This is a genomic window from Streptomyces sp. NPDC043952 (assembly GCF_056435325.1).
The window spans coordinates 126,492-141,712 of sequence record NZ_JBWKES010000016.1; the positions used below are offsets into that span (position 1 = coordinate 126,492).

Annotated in this window: 12 protein-coding genes; 8 read left to right on the plus strand and 4 right to left on the minus strand. The window is 71.6% G+C overall.

Annotation, left to right across the window (positions count from 1 at the left end; genetic code table 11):
• The first annotated feature begins 114 nt into the window (after positions 1-114).
• Complete coding sequence (locus AC069R_RS20025; protein ID WP_478768161.1) at positions 115-903, plus strand: protein phosphatase 2C domain-containing protein; 789 nt, start codon at positions 115-117, stop codon at positions 901-903.
• A gap of 15 nt (positions 904-918) precedes the next feature.
• Here the strand turns inward: AC069R_RS20025 and AC069R_RS20030 are convergent, their stop codons facing one another.
• Positions 919-1,410 (minus strand): MarR family winged helix-turn-helix transcriptional regulator, encoded by a 492-nt coding sequence (locus tag AC069R_RS20030; protein ID WP_397984065.1) that lies wholly within the window; start codon positions 1,408-1,410, stop codon positions 919-921.
• Between the two features lie 252 nt (positions 1,411-1,662).
• Between AC069R_RS20030 and AC069R_RS20035 the strand changes: the two genes are divergently transcribed.
• The gene (locus tag AC069R_RS20035) at positions 1,663-2,487 is read left to right on the plus strand and encodes a lysozyme (RefSeq protein ID WP_478768162.1); all 825 of its coding nucleotides are present in this window, start codon (positions 1,663-1,665) and stop codon (positions 2,485-2,487) included.
• Positions 2,488-2,619: 132 nt separating this feature from the next.
• On the opposite strand, the gene lon is transcribed toward AC069R_RS20035, so the two are convergent.
• Together lon and AC069R_RS20045 are read right to left on the minus strand one after the other, a co-directional pair.
• Complete coding sequence (gene lon, locus AC069R_RS20040; RefSeq protein WP_478768163.1) at positions 2,620-5,040, minus strand: endopeptidase La; 2,421 nt, start codon at positions 5,038-5,040, stop codon at positions 2,620-2,622.
• An 82-nt stretch (positions 5,041-5,122) separates the two neighbouring features.
• On the minus strand, positions 5,123-5,875 hold the full coding sequence (locus tag AC069R_RS20045) for a rhomboid-like protein (protein ID WP_478768164.1): 753 nt from the start codon (positions 5,873-5,875) through the stop codon (positions 5,123-5,125).
• A gap of 231 nt (positions 5,876-6,106) precedes the next feature.
• Here AC069R_RS20045 and AC069R_RS20050 point away from each other — a divergent pair, with 231 nt between their 5' ends.
• The 4 genes from AC069R_RS20050 to AC069R_RS20065 all read left to right on the plus strand — a co-directional run bounded on the left by AC069R_RS20050 (position 6,107) and on the right by AC069R_RS20065 (position 12,855).
• A complete protein-coding gene (locus tag AC069R_RS20050) occupies positions 6,107-6,784 on the plus strand; it encodes a spermine/spermidine synthase domain-containing protein (protein WP_478768165.1) in 678 nt (225 codons plus the stop codon).
• Between the two features lie 111 nt (positions 6,785-6,895).
• The gene (locus AC069R_RS20055) at positions 6,896-7,642 is read left to right on the plus strand and encodes a response regulator transcription factor (protein WP_397984070.1); all 747 of its coding nucleotides are present in this window, start codon (positions 6,896-6,898) and stop codon (positions 7,640-7,642) included.
• Positions 7,639-8,763 carry a HAMP domain-containing sensor histidine kinase gene (locus AC069R_RS20060; RefSeq protein ID WP_478768166.1) on the plus strand — a complete coding sequence of 375 codons (1,125 nt, stop codon included), beginning with the start codon at positions 7,639-7,641 and terminating at the stop codon, positions 8,761-8,763. The genes AC069R_RS20055 and AC069R_RS20060 overlap by 4 nt, the downstream gene beginning before the upstream one ends.
• Before the next feature lie 300 nt (positions 8,764-9,063).
• Positions 9,064-12,855, plus strand: a complete 3,792-nt coding sequence (locus AC069R_RS20065) for a multifunctional oxoglutarate decarboxylase/oxoglutarate dehydrogenase thiamine pyrophosphate-binding subunit/dihydrolipoyllysine-residue succinyltransferase subunit (RefSeq protein WP_478768167.1) — start codon at positions 9,064-9,066, stop codon at positions 12,853-12,855.
• Positions 12,856-12,945: 90 nt separating this feature from the next.
• Here AC069R_RS20065 and AC069R_RS20070 read toward each other — a convergent pair whose 3' ends face one another.
• Positions 12,946-13,125 (minus strand): DUF6104 family protein, encoded by a 180-nt coding sequence (locus AC069R_RS20070; protein ID WP_003992906.1) that lies wholly within the window; start codon positions 13,123-13,125, stop codon positions 12,946-12,948.
• A 208-nt stretch (positions 13,126-13,333) separates the two neighbouring features.
• On the opposite strand from AC069R_RS20070, the gene AC069R_RS20075 reads away from it, so the two are divergent.
• Positions 13,334-14,209 carry a DUF4097 family beta strand repeat-containing protein gene (locus AC069R_RS20075; RefSeq protein ID WP_478768168.1) on the plus strand — a complete coding sequence of 292 codons (876 nt, stop codon included), beginning with the start codon at positions 13,334-13,336 and terminating at the stop codon, positions 14,207-14,209.
• A 1-nt stretch (position 14,210) separates the two neighbouring features.
• Positions 14,211-15,206: a PadR family transcriptional regulator gene (locus AC069R_RS20080; protein ID WP_478768169.1), complete on the plus strand. Its 996-nt coding sequence runs from the start codon at positions 14,211-14,213 to the stop codon at positions 15,204-15,206.
• The last annotated feature ends 15 nt before the right edge of the window (positions 15,207-15,221 follow it).

Consider the following 15,221-nt stretch of genomic DNA (forward strand, 5'->3'; position numbering starts at 1 on the left):
TCGGAGTAGACCATTTACGCCCAAACCAGGCGGCTGGCCTGCGCGAGCATGTCAATCCGACGGCGATTGCCAGCCTTTGGGGGACGTGGTGAAGGGGTCGTGCAGACTGGCCGGATGCGAACTGATCTCGTTTCGGAACCCGGCGACGCGAACCGACCCAACGAGGACTTCGCCGATGTCGGACTGGCCGCCTCCGGACAGGGCGGTTGCGCGATCTTGCTGGACGGGGTGACACCGCCGGCCGGGGAGAGCGGCTGTCTGCATTCCGTCCCCTGGTTCACCGCCCGGCTCGGCGGCGCGCTGACCGAACTGACCCTTTCCAGCCGAGATCTGACGCCGGCCTGCATCCTTTCGCGGGCGATCGAGCGCACCGCGCAGACACATGCGGACACCTGTGACCTTTCTCACCCGCGCACGCCGCAGGCAACCGTGGTCATGGTGCGGTGGTCCGCCGAGACGGTCGAGTACCTGGTGCTCTCGGACTCGGCGCTGCTGCTGCGCTCCCCCTCGGGCAAGGTCACCCCGGTCCTGGACGACCGGCTCGCCCGGCTGCCCCGCTCGGCGCTGGCCACCGAAGCGCTGGTGGACACGCGCCTGCGCAACAAGGAGGGCGGCTTCTTCACGGCCGCCGCGGATCCGGCCGTCGCCGCCCGCGCCGTGACCGGCACCGTGCCCCGGTCCGAGGTCGCCGCGCTGGCCGCCCTCACGGACGGCGCGACCCGCTGGACGGAGACGTTCCGCCAGGGCGACTGGGCGGATCTGTTCGGCCTCCTCGCCCGCGAGGGCGCCCGCTCGCTGGTCGACCGGGTACGGCGGCTGGAGGCGGCGGACCGGGAGGAGCGGGCGTTCCTGGGACGCGGCAAGACCCACGACGACGCGACGGTGGTGTACGTCGAGCTGTGACCCCCTCGGCCGCGGCTACTTCTCCATGACCCCGTTCAGCTGGTGCAGCAGCCGGGCCAGCTCGGCCACCTCGCGGCGGTCCCAGTGGGCGAGCTGGCTGACGTACCGGGCGCGGCGGGCCTCGCGGACCGTGTCGACCCGGCGGCGGCCCTCCTCGGTGAGGGTGACGAGCCAGGCGCGGCCGTCGGCGGGGTCGGGCTCGCGGGTGATCAGGCCCAGCTCCTCCAGGGCGCGGAGCTGGCGGGACATGGTGGCCTTGCCGACGCCGAAGTAGCCGGCGAGTTCGGTGGCGCGCCGGCCGCCGTGCTCGTTCAGCCGGATCAGCAGCCCGTAGGCGGAGGACTCCAGGTCGGGGTGGACCTCCCGCGCCATCTCCCCCTGGTTGGCGCGGGCGCGTCGCAGCAGTACGGTCAACTCGCGTTCGAGCGCCAGGAATTCCTGGTCTGCACCACTGGGCGTCACCTGCTCGGCGACGCGTGCTTCTGCGCCGTTTGCGTCCTCGTGCACGTCACACCCCTGATCGGTTTCGCGGTCCTGAAAGTTTCTGCCAAACGCCGCCATAGCCGCAGCTCCGTAAGTATTTCGCAGGCGTAGACCAACGGCGGCGGCCGGACCCCCTTCCCACGCCGCTGTCTACGTGCGTAGCTTTTTTCGTCAGAGGCATTGAATGACATGCCCACGACAGTGCGCCACTTCCGCGTCACTGCCATGTTCCCCCCACACGCACCCCACCCTCCCCACCCTCCCCGGAGGCACGTCATGCCCGCGCCCAGACCCCGCCCGCTCCGCCCCCGCCCGCTCGCCGTCCTGGTCACGGCCCTGCTCGCGGCGGCCGCCTGCGCCCTGCCCCTCGGCTCCGCACAGGCCGCCGCCACGCCCACCCGCGGCACCGCCTACATGGGCGAGACCGTCGCCGCCCACGACGGCACGCACGGCACACCCACCAGCGGTGACGCCACCCAGACCGAGGGCGTGGACGTCTCCAACTACCAGGGCAACGTGGCCTGGTCGACCCTCTACGGCAGCGGTGTCCGCTGGGCGTACACGAAGGCGACGGAGGGCACGTACTACACGAACCCCTCCTTCACCCAGCAGTACAACGGCTCGTACAACGTGGGCATGATCCGCGGCTCGTACCACTTCGCGACCCCGGACACCACCAGCGGCGCCACCCAGGCGAGCTACTTCGTGGCGCACGGCGGCGGCTGGTCCAAGGACGGCAAGACCCTGCCGGGCGTGCTCGACATCGAGTGGAACCCGTACGGCGCCGACTGCTACGGCAAGACGGCCGGCCAGATGGTCAGCTGGATCGCGGACTTCCTCAACACCTACAAGTCCCTCACCGGCCGGGACGCCGTGATCTACACCGCCACCAGCTGGTGGACCGAGTGCACCGGCAACTACGCCGGCTTCGCGGGCAGCAACCCGCTGTGGATCGCGCGCTACGCCTCCACCGTGGGGACGCTCCCGGCCGGCTGGTCGTACTACACCATGTGGCAGTACACCTCCTCCGGCGCGACCGTCGGCGACCACGACTACTTCAACGGCGCGCTCGACCGCGTCCAGGCGCTCGCCAACGGCTGACGGCCCGGCACGCGCCGCCGGATGCCGGCGGTCGGTGCCCCGCCACGCCCGGCCCGGCGGGCCGGGCGTGCGCACGGCGAGGGCCCGAGCCTCCCTCACGGGACCCGGGCCCTGCCTCTCCCCCGGCGTCCGTCACGCCGCCAGGGGAACCTCCGGCGCCGCCGCCTCGGCCGCGGGCGCCAGCGCCAGCTCCAGGACCTGGCGCACATCGGTCACGGTGTGGACGTCGAGCTTGTCCAGCACCTCGGCCGGGACGTCGTCCAGGTCGGGCTCGTTGCGCTTGGGGATGATCACGGTGGTCACCCCGGCGCGCTGCGCGGCGAGCAGCTTCTGCTTCACGCCGCCGATGGGCAGCACCCGGCCGGTCAGCGAGACCTCGCCGGTCATCGCCACCTCCGGGCGCACCTGGCGGCCGGAGAGCAACGAGGCCAGCGCGGTGGTCAGCGTGATGCCCGCGCTCGGGCCGTCCTTGGGGACCGCGCCCGCCGGGAAGTGGATGTGCACCCCCCGGTCCTTCAAGTCGGTCACCGGCAGCTCCAGTTCGGCACCGTGGCTGCGCAGGAAGCTCAGCGCGATCCGCGCCGACTCCTTCATCACGTCGCCCAGCTGCCCGGTGAGGGTCAGCCCCGCGGCGCCGGTCTCCGGGTCGGCGAGGGACGCCTCCACGAAGAGGACGTCGCCGCCCGCGCCGGTGACCGCGAGCCCGGTCGCCACACCGGGCACGGCGGTACGGCGCTCGGCCGGGTCCTGCGCCGACTCGGGCACGTGGTGCGGCCGTCCGATCAAATCGCGCAGATCGCCGTCCGCGACGGTGCACGGCAGTTCCCGCTCGCCCAGTTCGTGCTGGGCCGCGACCTTGCGCAGCAGCCGGGCGATCGAGCGCTCCAGATTGCGCACGCCCGCCTCGCGCGTGTACTCGCCCGCGAGCTTGCGCAGCGCGCTCTCCGCCAGTGTGACCTCGTCCGCGTCGAGCCCGGCCCGCTCCAGCTGGCGCGGGAGCAGGTGGTCCCGCGCGATGACGACCTTCTCGTCCTCGGTGTAGCCGTCCAGGCGGACGATCTCCATCCGGTCGGCGAGCGCCTCCGGGATCGCCTCCAGGACGTTGGCGGTGGCCAGGAAGACCACGTCGGACAGGTCGAGTTCGACCTCCAGGTAGTGGTCGCGGAAGGTGTGGTTCTGCGCCGGGTCGAGCACCTCCAGGAGGGCGGCGGCCGGGTCGCCCCGGAAGTCCGAGCCCACCTTGTCGATCTCGTCCAGGAGCACGACCGGGTTCATGGACCCGGCCTCCTTGATGGCGCGCACGATCCGGCCGGGCAGCGCGCCGACGTACGTACGGCGGTGGCCGCGGATCTCGGCCTCGTCGCGGACGCCGCCGAGCGCGACGCGGACGAACTTGCGGCCCATGGCGTGCGCGACGGACTCGCCCAGGCTGGTCTTGCCGACGCCGGGCGGGCCGACGAGCGCGAGCACCGCGCCCCCGCGCCGCCCGCCGATCACGCCGAGGCCGCGCTCGACGCGCCGCTTGCGCACGGCCAGGTACTCGGTGATGCGCTCCTTGACGTCCTCCAGGCCCGCGTGTTCCGCGTCCAGGACCGCCCTGGCGCCCCGGATGTCGTAGGCGTCGTCCGTCCGCTCGTGCCACGGCATCTCCAGGACGGTGTCCAGCCAGGTGCGGATCCAACTGCCCTCGGGGGACTGGTCGGAGGACCGCTCCAGCTTGTCGACCTCCTTGAGCGCGGCCTCGCGGACCTTCTCGGGCAGGTCGGCGGCCTCCACGCGGGAGCGGTAGTCGTCGGACTCCTCGCCCTCCGTGTCGCCGTTCAGCTCGCGCAGCTCCTTGCGGACGGCCTCCAGCTGACGGCGCAGCAGGAACTCGCGCTGCTGCTTGTCGACGCCCTCCTGGACGTCCTTGGCGATGGACTCGGCCACGTCCTGCTCGGCGAGGTGGTCGCGCAGCTGCTGGGTGGCGAGCCTGAGGCGGGCCACCGGGTCGGCGGTCTCCAGGAGTTCGACCTTCTGCTCGGTGGTCAGGAAGGGCGAGTAGCCGGAGTTGTCGGCGAGCGCGGCGACGCCGTCGATGGCCTGGACGCGGTCCACGACCTGCCAGGCGCCGCGCTTGCGCAGCCAGCTGGTGGCCAGCGCCTTGTATTCCTTGACGAGTTCGGCGACCTGGCCGGGCAGCGGCTCGGGCACGGTCTCGTCCACCTCGGCGCCCTCGACCCACAGGGCGGCGCCGGGCCCGGTGGTACCCGCGCCGATGCGGACGCGGCTGCGGCCGCGGATCAGCGCGCCGGGGTCGCCGTCGGCCAGCCGGCCCACCTGCTCGACCGTGCCCAGCACACCGGTCCTGGCGTACGTGCCGTCGACCCGCGGTACCAGCAGCACCCTGGGCTTGCCGGGTTCGGAGCGCGCGGCGGCCTGTGCGGCCTCCACCGCGGCGCGGACCTCGGCGTCGCTCAGGTCCAGCGGGACCACCATGCCGGGCAGCACGACCTCGTCGTCGAGCGGAAGCACGGGCAGGACGAGCGTGAACGCCGGTGACTCAGCAGCCATGATCTCCCCTTCGGCAGTCAACTTGAGCTATGCCGACTCAATGTTTGCTGCGCGGGGAATGTTCCCGGTCCGGCGTTCGCTGTCAGCGATCAGCTCGTCCGTGCAGGTGGGAGGGGCTTTCGGCGGCCCACCGGCGCAGCAGCGGCCAGGTGGAGACGCCGATCGCCAGCGCGATCAGGTGGCCCCAGTTCGTCATGGGGTCCGCGTAGGCCATCAGGTCGTTCAGCAGGAGTGCCGCGGTGCCGGCGAGCAGGGGCCAGCGCAGCCAGGGGCGCAGCAGCCCGGCCAGGGCGCCCGTGCTCGCGGCCACCCCGAAGCTGATGCCGTAGTCCAGGCGGTGCAGGGAGGTCGCCGGGAGATGCCCGGCCAGCACCGCGAGGCCCACCGGGACCTCCGTCGCCAGGGTGGCGAGGACATGACCGGCGAGGAAGACACAGGCGGTGCGCGCACCCCCTATCCGGCGCTCCAGCGCGGTGAGCACCAGGACGAACGCGACCGCGTACGGCGACAGCAGCCCGCCCGCGATCCACAGCGCGCTGGTCAGCAGCACCACCGCCGGAGAGCGCACCAGGTGGGCCACGTCCGTGCTGGAGCCCTGGTAGAGGGCGTACACCAGGGAAGGGGGCGCCAGGGTCGCGATCAGGGAGGTGCCGAGCAGCAGGGCCGCGTAGCCGAGGGTGAACGGCGTCCCGGCGGGCGTCGGCAGCGGCAGCCAGGGGCGCCCGCGCGGCACCGCGAGGCGGCGGGCGGGCGGGGGCGCGGGCAGCACGGACCGCTGGCGGGGCACTCCGTCCAGCAGGTCGGCGCCCACGGTCTTCGGCGCGATCCGTTCCACGGTGGCGCTCCTTCCGTCCCGCCCCACCCTCCGTGCTGCGGGAAGCCGCTGTCCATCACCGCAGCCGCAGGAGAGCGATTTCACGGCAACCTCATACGTTCCGGACGCGTTCCAGGGGCGCCCGCGTCCGCGCCCGGCCTCACCCGCCCGCCCCCGCGTCCGATCCCCGCGCCCCCGGCCGGCATCCGTAATTGCCGTGAAAGCAAAGCCCTGTTCAAGCAGGATGGACCCATGGTTGCCCCAGACGACTCCCCCGTGGTGCTGGACCGGCGCGAGGGGCCGTACGGCGAGGTGGTGCTGCGCAGGCACGGCGCGCTGCTCCAGATCATCGCCAACGGCTGCTTCCTCATGGACACTTCGGACGGCCGCTCGGAGCGGCTGCTGATCGACGCGGCGCGCGACGCCCTGGACGGCCGCCCGGCACCGGCCGTGCTGATCGGCGGGCTGGGCGTCGGATTCTCACTCGCACACGCGTCCGAGGACCCCCGCTGGGGGCGGATCACGGTCGTGGAGCGGGAGCCCGCCGTCATCGACTGGCACCGCACCGGCCCCCTGTCCGCGCTGACCGCCGCGGCGCTCGCCGACCCGCGCACCGAGATCGTCCAAGGCGACCTCGTCCAGTACGTCAATGAGACATCGGACACGTTCGACGCCCTGTGCCTCGACATCGACAACGGCCCCGGCTGGACGGTCACCGAGGACAACGCGGGCCTGTACTCACTGGCCGGACTCGCCGCCTGCGCAAGGGCGTTGAGACCCGGCGGGGTGCTCGCCGTCTGGTCGGCGAAACCGTCTCCGGAATTTGAAGGAACCTTGCGGAATGCCGGGTTCCGACGGGTGCGTACCGAAGAGGTGCCCGTTGCCCGCGGAGTTCCGGACGCCGTGCACCTCGGCGTCCGCCCTGGATAGCGACGGCACGGCCGATCCCCGTAGGGTGCTGCCCTGACGCGGATCTTTCGCGTCGATCGCAGACATGGGATCACCCCACGGGTTCCGGAAAGCAACAAGCAGGGGCGGGCGATGGAGCAGACACACACCTCCCAGAGCGGCGCGGCGGCGACCACCACCACTCCGGGCGCCCAGCGCCGGGTACTGGTCGTGGAGGACGACCAGACGATCGTCGACGCCATCGCGGCCAGGCTCCGCGCCGAGGGTTTCCTCGTGCAGACCGCGGCCGACGGGCCGGCTGCCGTGGACACCGCCGAGGCATGGCAGCCCGACCTGCTGATCCTCGACATCATGCTGCCCGGCTTCGACGGCCTGGAGGTCTGCCGGCGCGTACAGGCCCAGCGCCCGGTGCCGGTGCTGATGCTCACCGCGCGGGACGACGAGACGGACATGCTGGTCGGCCTCGGCGTCGGCGCCGACGACTACATGACCAAGCCGTTCTCCATGCGCGAACTGGCCGCGCGGGTGCATGTGCTGCTGCGCCGGGTGGAGCGGGCGGCCATCGCCGCCTCCACGCCCCGCTCCGGCATCCTGCGCCTCGGCGAGCTGGAGATCGACCACGCGCAGCGCCGGGTGCGGGTGAAGTCCGAGGACGTCCACCTGACGCCGACCGAGTTCGACCTGCTGGTCTGCCTGGCCAACACCCCGCGCGCGGTGCTCTCCCGCGAGCAGCTGCTGGCCGAGGTGTGGGACTGGGCGGACGCCTCCGGCACCCGCACCGTGGACAGCCACATCAAGGCGCTGCGCCGCAAGATCGGCGCCGAGCGCATCCGCACCGTGCACGGTGTGGGCTACGCGCTGGAGACGCCGACCCCGTGAGCGCGAGCGGGCGCCAGGCCGCACGGAGAAGCACCGGGGCCCGCACCGAGGACCCCTGGGGCGGCGTACGCCCGTTCTCCATCAAGACCAAGCTGACCGCGCTGGTGATCATCGCGGTGCTGATCACCACCGGGCTGTCGATCGTCGCGGTGCACACCAAGACGGAGCTGCGCTTCATCACGGTGTTCTCGATGATCGCCACCCTGCTGATCACCCAGTTCGTGGCGCACTCGCTCACCATGCCACTGGACGAGATGAACACGGTCGCCCGCGCCATCTCGCAGGGCGACTACACCCGCCGGGTGCGCGAGGCCCGGCGGGACGAACTGGGCGACCTGGCGCAGACGATCAACGTCATGGCCGACGAGCTGGAGGCCCAGGACCGCCAGCGCAAGGAGCTGGTCGCGAACGTCTCCCATGAGCTGCGCACCCCGATCGCGGGGCTGCGCGCCGTGCTGGAGAACATCGTCGACGGGGTGACCGAGGCCGATCCGGAGACCATGCGGACGGCCCTGAAGCAGACCGAGCGGCTCGGCCGCCTGGTGGAGACGCTGCTGGACCTGTCCCGGCTGGACAACGGCGTCGTACCGCTGAAGATGCGCCGCTTCGAGGTGTGGCCGTACCTGTCGGGCGTACTGAAGGAGGCCAACATGGTCGCCTCGGCGCGCGCCGGCATGGCCACCGGCTCCGGCAGCCACACCCGGACCGACGTCCATCTGCACCTGGACGTCTCCCCGCCGGAGCTGACCGCGCACGCGGACCCCGAGCGCATCCACCAGGTCGTCGCCAACCTGATCGACAACGCGGTCAAGCACAGCCCGCCGCACGGCCGGGTGACGGTGAAGGCGCGGCGCGGTCCCCAGCCGCACTCGCTGGAGCTGGAGGTCCTGGACGAGGGCCCCGGCATCCCGCGCTCGGAGTGGCACCGCGTCTTCGAGCGGTTCAACCGGGGCGTCGTGACCCGGCCGCACGGCCCCGGCAGCGACGGCGGCACGGGCCTCGGGCTCGCCATCGCCCGCTGGGCGGTGGATCTGCACGGCGGCCGGATCGGTGTGGCCGAATCCGAGCGGGGCTGCCGGATCATCGTCACTCTTCCGGGAGAGAGCTCCCCTTCAAGTTGACGTAAAGTGCGGGCGGAGGCACAAGATCCACGGTCGTCCGCGCCGTCTTCGCGCAGCTGGACACGTGTGCGTCGCCACAGGCCCGCGCCGCCCGCAGAAGCCGGGGGCGCAGGGCCGGACCAGTGCACCCTCGTTCTCCGGAACCACGCTTGTTTCCCGCCATTTCAAGCCCTGAAACAAGATTTTCGGTGTGACTTACGCGACGATGAACCGGCCCGACCTGACCTTCCCCGTCTCCAAGGCGTAGCCTTTATTCCCGCTGTCCATCACCTTGTGAAGCGGAAGAGGGCGGTTGCCGCCGTGTCGCCACAGTCCCCCAGTAACTCGAGCATCTCCACCGACGACCAAGCCGCCGGGAAGAACCCCGCGGCCGCGTTCGGCGCGAACGAGTGGCTCGTCGACGAGATCTATCAGCAGTACCTCCAGGACCCGAATTCGGTAGACCGTGCCTGGTGGGACTTCTTCGCCGATTACAAGCCGGGCGCGCCTGCCACGCCCGCGCCGGCGGGTACTGCGGCCGCGGGGGTCGCAGCGACCCCCACCCCGGCACCCGAGGCCGCTCCGGCGCCCGCGGCCCCGGCGGCCCCGAAGCCCGCCGCCGCCCCGGCGCCCGCTCCCGCGGCTCCCGCGGCGAAGACGGCCCCCTCCCCGGCCAAGCCGGCGCAACCCGCACAGGCGCCCGCTCAGCCGAAGCCGAAGGCCGCTCCCGCCGCCGAGGCCCCCGCGGGCCCCGAGCAGATCACCCTGCGCGGTCCGGCCGCCGCGGTCGCCAAGAACATGGACGCCTCGCTGGAGGTGCCGACCGCCACCTCGGTCCGCGCCGTCCCGGTGAAGCTGCTGTTCGACAACCGCATCGTCATCAACAACCACCTCAAGCGCGCCCGCGGCGGGAAGATCTCCTTCACGCACCTCATCGGGTACGCGATGGTGCAGGCCATCAAGGCCATGCCGGCGATGAACCACTCGTTCGTCGTCAAGGACGGCAAGCCGACCCTGGTCAAGCCGGAGCACGTCAACCTCGGTCTCGCCATCGACCTGGTCAAGCCCAACGGCGACCGCCAGCTCGTCGTCGCGGCGATCAAGAAGGCCGAGACGCTGAACTTCTTCGAGTTCTGGCAGGCCTACGAGGACATCGTCCGGCGCGCCCGCGAGGGCAAGCTGACCATGGACGACTTCACCGGGGTCACGGTCTCCCTGACCAACCCCGGCGGCCTGGGCACCGTGCACTCCGTGCCGCGGCTGATGCCCGGCCAGTCCGTGATCATGGGCGTCGGCTCCATGGACTACCCGGCCGAGTTCCAGGGCACCAGCCAGGACACCCTGAACAAGCTCGGTATCTCCAAGGTCATGACCCTCACGTCGACCTACGACCACCGGGTCATCCAGGGCGCCGCCTCCGGCGAGTTCCTGCGCCAGGTCGCCAACCTGCTGCTCGGCGAGAACAACTTCTACGACGACATCTTCGAGGCGCTGCGCATCCCCTACGAGCCGGTCCGCTGGCTCAAGGACATCGACGCGTCCCACGACGACGACGTCACCAAGGCCGCGCGCGTCTTCGAGCTGATCCACTCCTACCGGGTCCGCGGCCACGTCATGGCCGACACCGACCCGCTGGAGTACCGCCAGCGCAAGCACCCCGACCTGGACATCGTCGAGCACGGTCTCACCCTGTGGGACCTGGAGCGCGAGTTCGCCGTCGGTGGTTTCGCCGGCAAGTCGATGATGAAGCTGCGCGACATCCTCGGGGTGCTCCGCGACTCGTACTGCCGCACCACCGGCATCGAGTTCATGCACATCCAGGACCCCAAGCAGCGCAAGTGGATCCAGGACCGCGTCGAGCGCGGCCACGCCAAGCCGGAGCGCGAGGAGCAGCTGCGCATCCTGCGCCGCCTGAACGCGGCCGAAGCGTTCGAGACCTTCCTCCAGACCAAGTACGTCGGCCAGAAGCGCTTCTCCCTGGAGGGCGGCGAGTCCGTCATCCCGCTGCTGGACGCGGTCATCGACTCCGCCGCCGAGTCCCGCCTGGACGAGGTCGTCATCGGCATGGCCCACCGCGGCCGCCTGAACGTGCTCGCCAACATCGTCGGCAAGTCGTACGCGCAGATCTTCCGCGAGTTCGAGGGCAACCTCGACCCGAAGTCGATGCACGGCTCCGGCGACGTGAAGTACCACCTGGGCGCCGACGGCACCTTCACCGGCCTGGACGGCGAGCAGATCAAGGTCTCGCTGGTCGCCAACCCCTCCCACCTGGAGGCGGTCGACCCGGTCCTGGAGGGCGTCGCCCGCGCCAAGCAGGACATCATCAACAAGGGCGGCACGGACTTCACCGTCCTGCCGGTGGCGATCCACGGCGACGCGGCCTTCGCGGGCCAGGGCGTGGTGGCCGAGACCCTGAACATGTCGCAGCTGCGCGGCTACCGCACCGGCGGCACCGTGCACATCGTCATCAACAACCAGGTCGGCTTCACCGCGGCCCCCGAGTCCTCGCGTTCCTCCATGTACGCGACGGACGTGGCCCGCATGATCGAGGCCCCGATCTTCCACGTGAACGGCGACGACCCCGAGGCCGTCGTCCGTGTCGCGCGCCTCGCGTTCGAGTTCCGCCAGGCGTTCAACAAGGACGTGGTGATCGACCTCATCTGCTACCGCCGCCGCGGTCACAACGAGTCGGACAACCCGGCCTTCACCCAGCCGCTGATGTACGACCTGATCGACAAGAAGCGCTCGGTGCGCAAGCTCTACACCGAGTCCCTGATCGGTCGCGGCGACATCACCCTGGAAGAGGCCGAGCAGGCCCTCCAGGACTACCAGGGCCAGCTGGAGAAGGTCTTCACCGAGGTCCGCGAGGCCACCGCGCAGCCGGCCGCCGGTGCCGCCCAGGAGGCCCAGGACGGCTTCCCGGCCACGGTCCCGACCGCGATCTCCGCCGAGGTCGTCAAGCGGATCGCCGAGTCCCAGGTCAACATCCCCGAGCACATCACCGTGCACCCGCGGCTGCTGCCGCAGCTCCAGCGCCGTGCGGCGATGGTCGAGGACGGCACCATCGACTGGGGCATGGGCGAGACCCTGGCCATCGGCTCCCTGCTGCTCGACGGCACCCCGGTCCGCCTCGCGGGCCAGGACTCCCAGCGCGGCACCTTCGGCCAGCGGCACGCGGTGCTGATCGACCGGGAGACCGGCGAGGAGTACACCCCGCTCCAGTACCTCGCCGAGGACCAGGCGCGGCTGAACGTCTACAACTCGCTGCTGTCCGAGTACGCGGCCATGGGCTTCGAGTACGGCTACTCGCTGGCGCGCCCCGACGCGCTGGTGATGTGGGAGGCCCAGTTCGGCGACTTCGTCAACGGCGCCCAGACGGTCGTCGACGAGTTCGTCTCCTCGGCCGAGCAGAAGTGGGGCCAGACCTCCGGCGTCGTCCTGCTGCTGCCGCACGGCTACGAGGGCCAGGGCCCGGACCACTCGTCCGCGCGCCCGGAGCGGTTCCTCCAGCTGTGCGCCCAGAACAACATGACGGTGGCCATGCCCACCTCGCCGTCGAACTACTTCCACCTCCTGCGCTGGCAGGTGCACAACCCGGCCCACAAGCCGCTGGTCGTCTTCACCCCGAAGTCGATGCTGCGCCTGAAGGCCGCCGCCTCCAAGGCGGAGGAGTTCACCACCGGCGGCTTCCAGCCGGTCATCGGCGACGCCACGGCCGACGCGGCCGCGGTCCGCAAGGTCGTCTTCTGCGCGGGCAAGGTCTACTACGACCTGGAGGCCGAGCGGAAGAAGCGCGGCGCCACGGACACGGCGATCATCCGCATCGAGCGCCTGTACCCGCTGCCGGGTGCCGAGCTCCAGGCGGAGGTCAACAAGTACCCGAACGCCGAGAAGTACCTGTGGGTCCAGGAGGAGCCGGCGAACCAGGGTGCCTGGCCGTTCATCGCGCTCAACCTGATCGACCACCTCGACCTGGCGGTCGGCGCGGACATCCCGGCCGGCGAGCGGCTGCGGCGCATCTCGCGCCCGCACTCCTCGTCCCCGGCGGTGGGCTCCGCCAAGCGCCACCAGGCCGAGCAGGAGCAGCTGGTGCGTGAGGTGTTCGAGGCGTAGGCCTCCGGCACGGCAACGCCGAAGGGCCCGGTTCCATCGCGGAACCGGGCCCTTCGGCGTTTTTCCCGCCTACTTCGGCGCTTTTCCCGTCTACTCGTCGTCCTCGTCGTCGAGGCGGGCGAGCCAGGTGGCCAGGCGCTCCACGGGCACCTCGAAGTCGGGGTTGAGGTCCACGAAGGTGCGCAGCTGCTCGGCGAGCCACTCGAAGGTGACCTCCTCCTCGCCGCGCCGCTTCTCCAGCTCCTCGATGCCGCGGTCGGTGAAGTACATGGGGTTGCGTCTCCTGGTGTGCGTATGCGCCGTGTGCGTGGGTGCCCCGAGCCGATGGGGCAGGCGGCGGCGTCCTCACCAGCCTAAGCAATGCGCGGGGCGGCGTTCCCGAAAGAGTGTCTTGAGCTTCGCGACACCACGATATATCGTGTTTCTCGACGGACGCGATATGACGCGTCGCGATGCCGTACGGCCGAGGAGGTCCCCCATGTCCGAGTGGTCCGTCGCCGAGCCACGGAAGCTGACGTTCGACGCGCCGGTGAGCACCCTCCAGGTGCGCATCGCGGGCGGCACGGTGAACGTGGTGGGCGCCGAGGAGGGCCCGGCCCGCCTGGAGGTCTCCGACATCGAGGGGCCACCGCTGACGGTGATACACGAGAACGGCACCCTGACGGTGGGGTACGAGGACCTGACCTGGCAGGGCTTCACCAAGTTCCTGGACCGCAAGAGCCGGCGCCGCAGCGCGGTCGTCTCGCTCGCGGTCCCGGCGGACGCCAGGGTGGAGGTGGGCACGGTCGGCGCCGGCGCGGTGGTCTCCGGCATCCGGGGCCCCGCGGTGGTCCGGGGCGTCACCGGCGACACCACCCTGGTCGGCCTGTCCGGACCGGTCCAGGCGAACACCGTGTCGGGGAACCTGGAGGCGCAGGCGGTCACCGGCGAGCTGCGCTTCACCTCGATCTCCGGCGACCTGACCGTGGTCGAGGGCTCGGGCCCCGCCGTGCGGGCCGACTCGGTCAGCGGCTCGATGATCGTGGACCTGGACCCGGAGGGGCCGACGGACGTCCACCTCACCAGTGTTTCGGGCGAGATCGCCATCCGGCTGCCACACCCCGCGGACGCGGAGGTGGAGGCGAACACGGCGAGCGGCCGGATCTCCAACGCCTTCGAGCAACTGCGGGTGCACGGCCAGTGGGGCGCCCACAAGATCACCGGCCGGCTGGGCGCGGGCACGGGACGGCTCCGGGCCACCACCGTCTCCGGCGCGATCGCCCTGCTCCGCCGCCCCGACCGGACCCCCGAGGACCCGGCCGACGGCGCCGGCGCCGGCCCGACACACGGCCCGACCGACAAGAAGGTGCTCTGACATGCCCCCCGTCTTCGCTCACGGACGTCTGCGCCTGTACCTGCTCAAGCTGCTGGACGAAGCGCCGCGCCATGGCTACGAGGTGATCCGCCTCCTGGAGGAGCGCTTCCAGGGGCTGTACGCCCCCTCGGCGGGCACCGTCTACCCCCGCCTGGCCAAGCTGGAGGCCGAGGGCCTGGTCACCCACACCACCGAGGGCGGCCGCAAGGTGTACGCCATCACGGACGCGGGCCGCGCCGAACTGGCCGACCGCAGCGGCGAGTTGGCCGATCTGGAACTGGAGATCCGCGAGTCGGTGGCGGAACTGGCGGCCGAGATCAAGGCCGATGTGCGCGGCGCGGCCGGCGATCTGCGCCGCGAGATGCGCGCCGCCGCCTCCGAGGCCCGCGAGGGGGGCGACGCCGGGGACGCCGGGGCCGGCCCGGAGTCCAAGGACGCCTGGCGCGCCGCCAAGGAGGAGATGCGCCGGGTCAGGCAGGAGTGGAAGGAGCAGGCCCGCCGCGCCAAGGACGAGAGCCGCCGGGCCCGTGAGGAGGCCCAGCGCGCCCGCCACCAGGCCCAGGAGGCCCAGGCCCGCGCCCGCGCCCAGGCGCAGGAGGAGATGCAGCGCATCGCCCGCCGCGTCCAGGACCACTTCGCGCACGGCAACTGGCCCGCGGGCGTCCGCGAGGGCCTGACCGAACTGGCGCGGGAGCTGGGCGACCTGGGCAAGGACTGGACCACCCCCCGCCCGGCCCCGGCCCAGACCCCGACCTACACCACGGCGGACTTCCCGGCCGAGTACATCCCCTCGTGGACGCACGAACCCCCCACCGACAACCCCGCCCGCGACCTCGACCGCCTCCTGGACCGCTTCCGCGACGACATCCGCGATCTGTCCCGCGACCACGGCGTGACCCCGGACCAGCTCCGGGCGGCCCGTGAGCATTTGTCACGCGCGGCGGCGGAGATCACCTCGGTGCTGCGCCCGCGGAAGGGAGAGGAGACGAAGGGCTAGGAAAAGGCGGGCCCG

Coding starts and splice junctions, on each gene's coding strand:
- AC069R_RS20025 (WP_478768161.1), top strand. CDS start 115: ATGCGAACTGATCTCGTTTCGGAACCCGGCGACGCGAACCGACCCAAC.
- AC069R_RS20035 (WP_478768162.1), top strand. CDS start 1,663: ATGCCCGCGCCCAGACCCCGCCCGCTCCGCCCCCGCCCGCTCGCCGTC.
- lon (WP_478768163.1), bottom strand. CDS start 5,040: ATGGCTGCTGAGTCACCGGCGTTCACGCTCGTCCTGCCCGTGCTTCCG.
- AC069R_RS20050 (WP_478768165.1), top strand. CDS start 6,107: ATGGTTGCCCCAGACGACTCCCCCGTGGTGCTGGACCGGCGCGAGGGG.
- AC069R_RS20055 (WP_397984070.1), top strand. CDS start 6,896: ATGGAGCAGACACACACCTCCCAGAGCGGCGCGGCGGCGACCACCACC.
- AC069R_RS20070 (WP_003992906.1), bottom strand. CDS start 13,125: ATGTACTTCACCGACCGCGGCATCGAGGAGCTGGAGAAGCGGCGCGGC.
- AC069R_RS20075 (WP_478768168.1), top strand. CDS start 13,334: ATGTCCGAGTGGTCCGTCGCCGAGCCACGGAAGCTGACGTTCGACGCG.
- AC069R_RS20080 (WP_478768169.1), top strand. CDS start 14,211: ATGCCCCCCGTCTTCGCTCACGGACGTCTGCGCCTGTACCTGCTCAAG.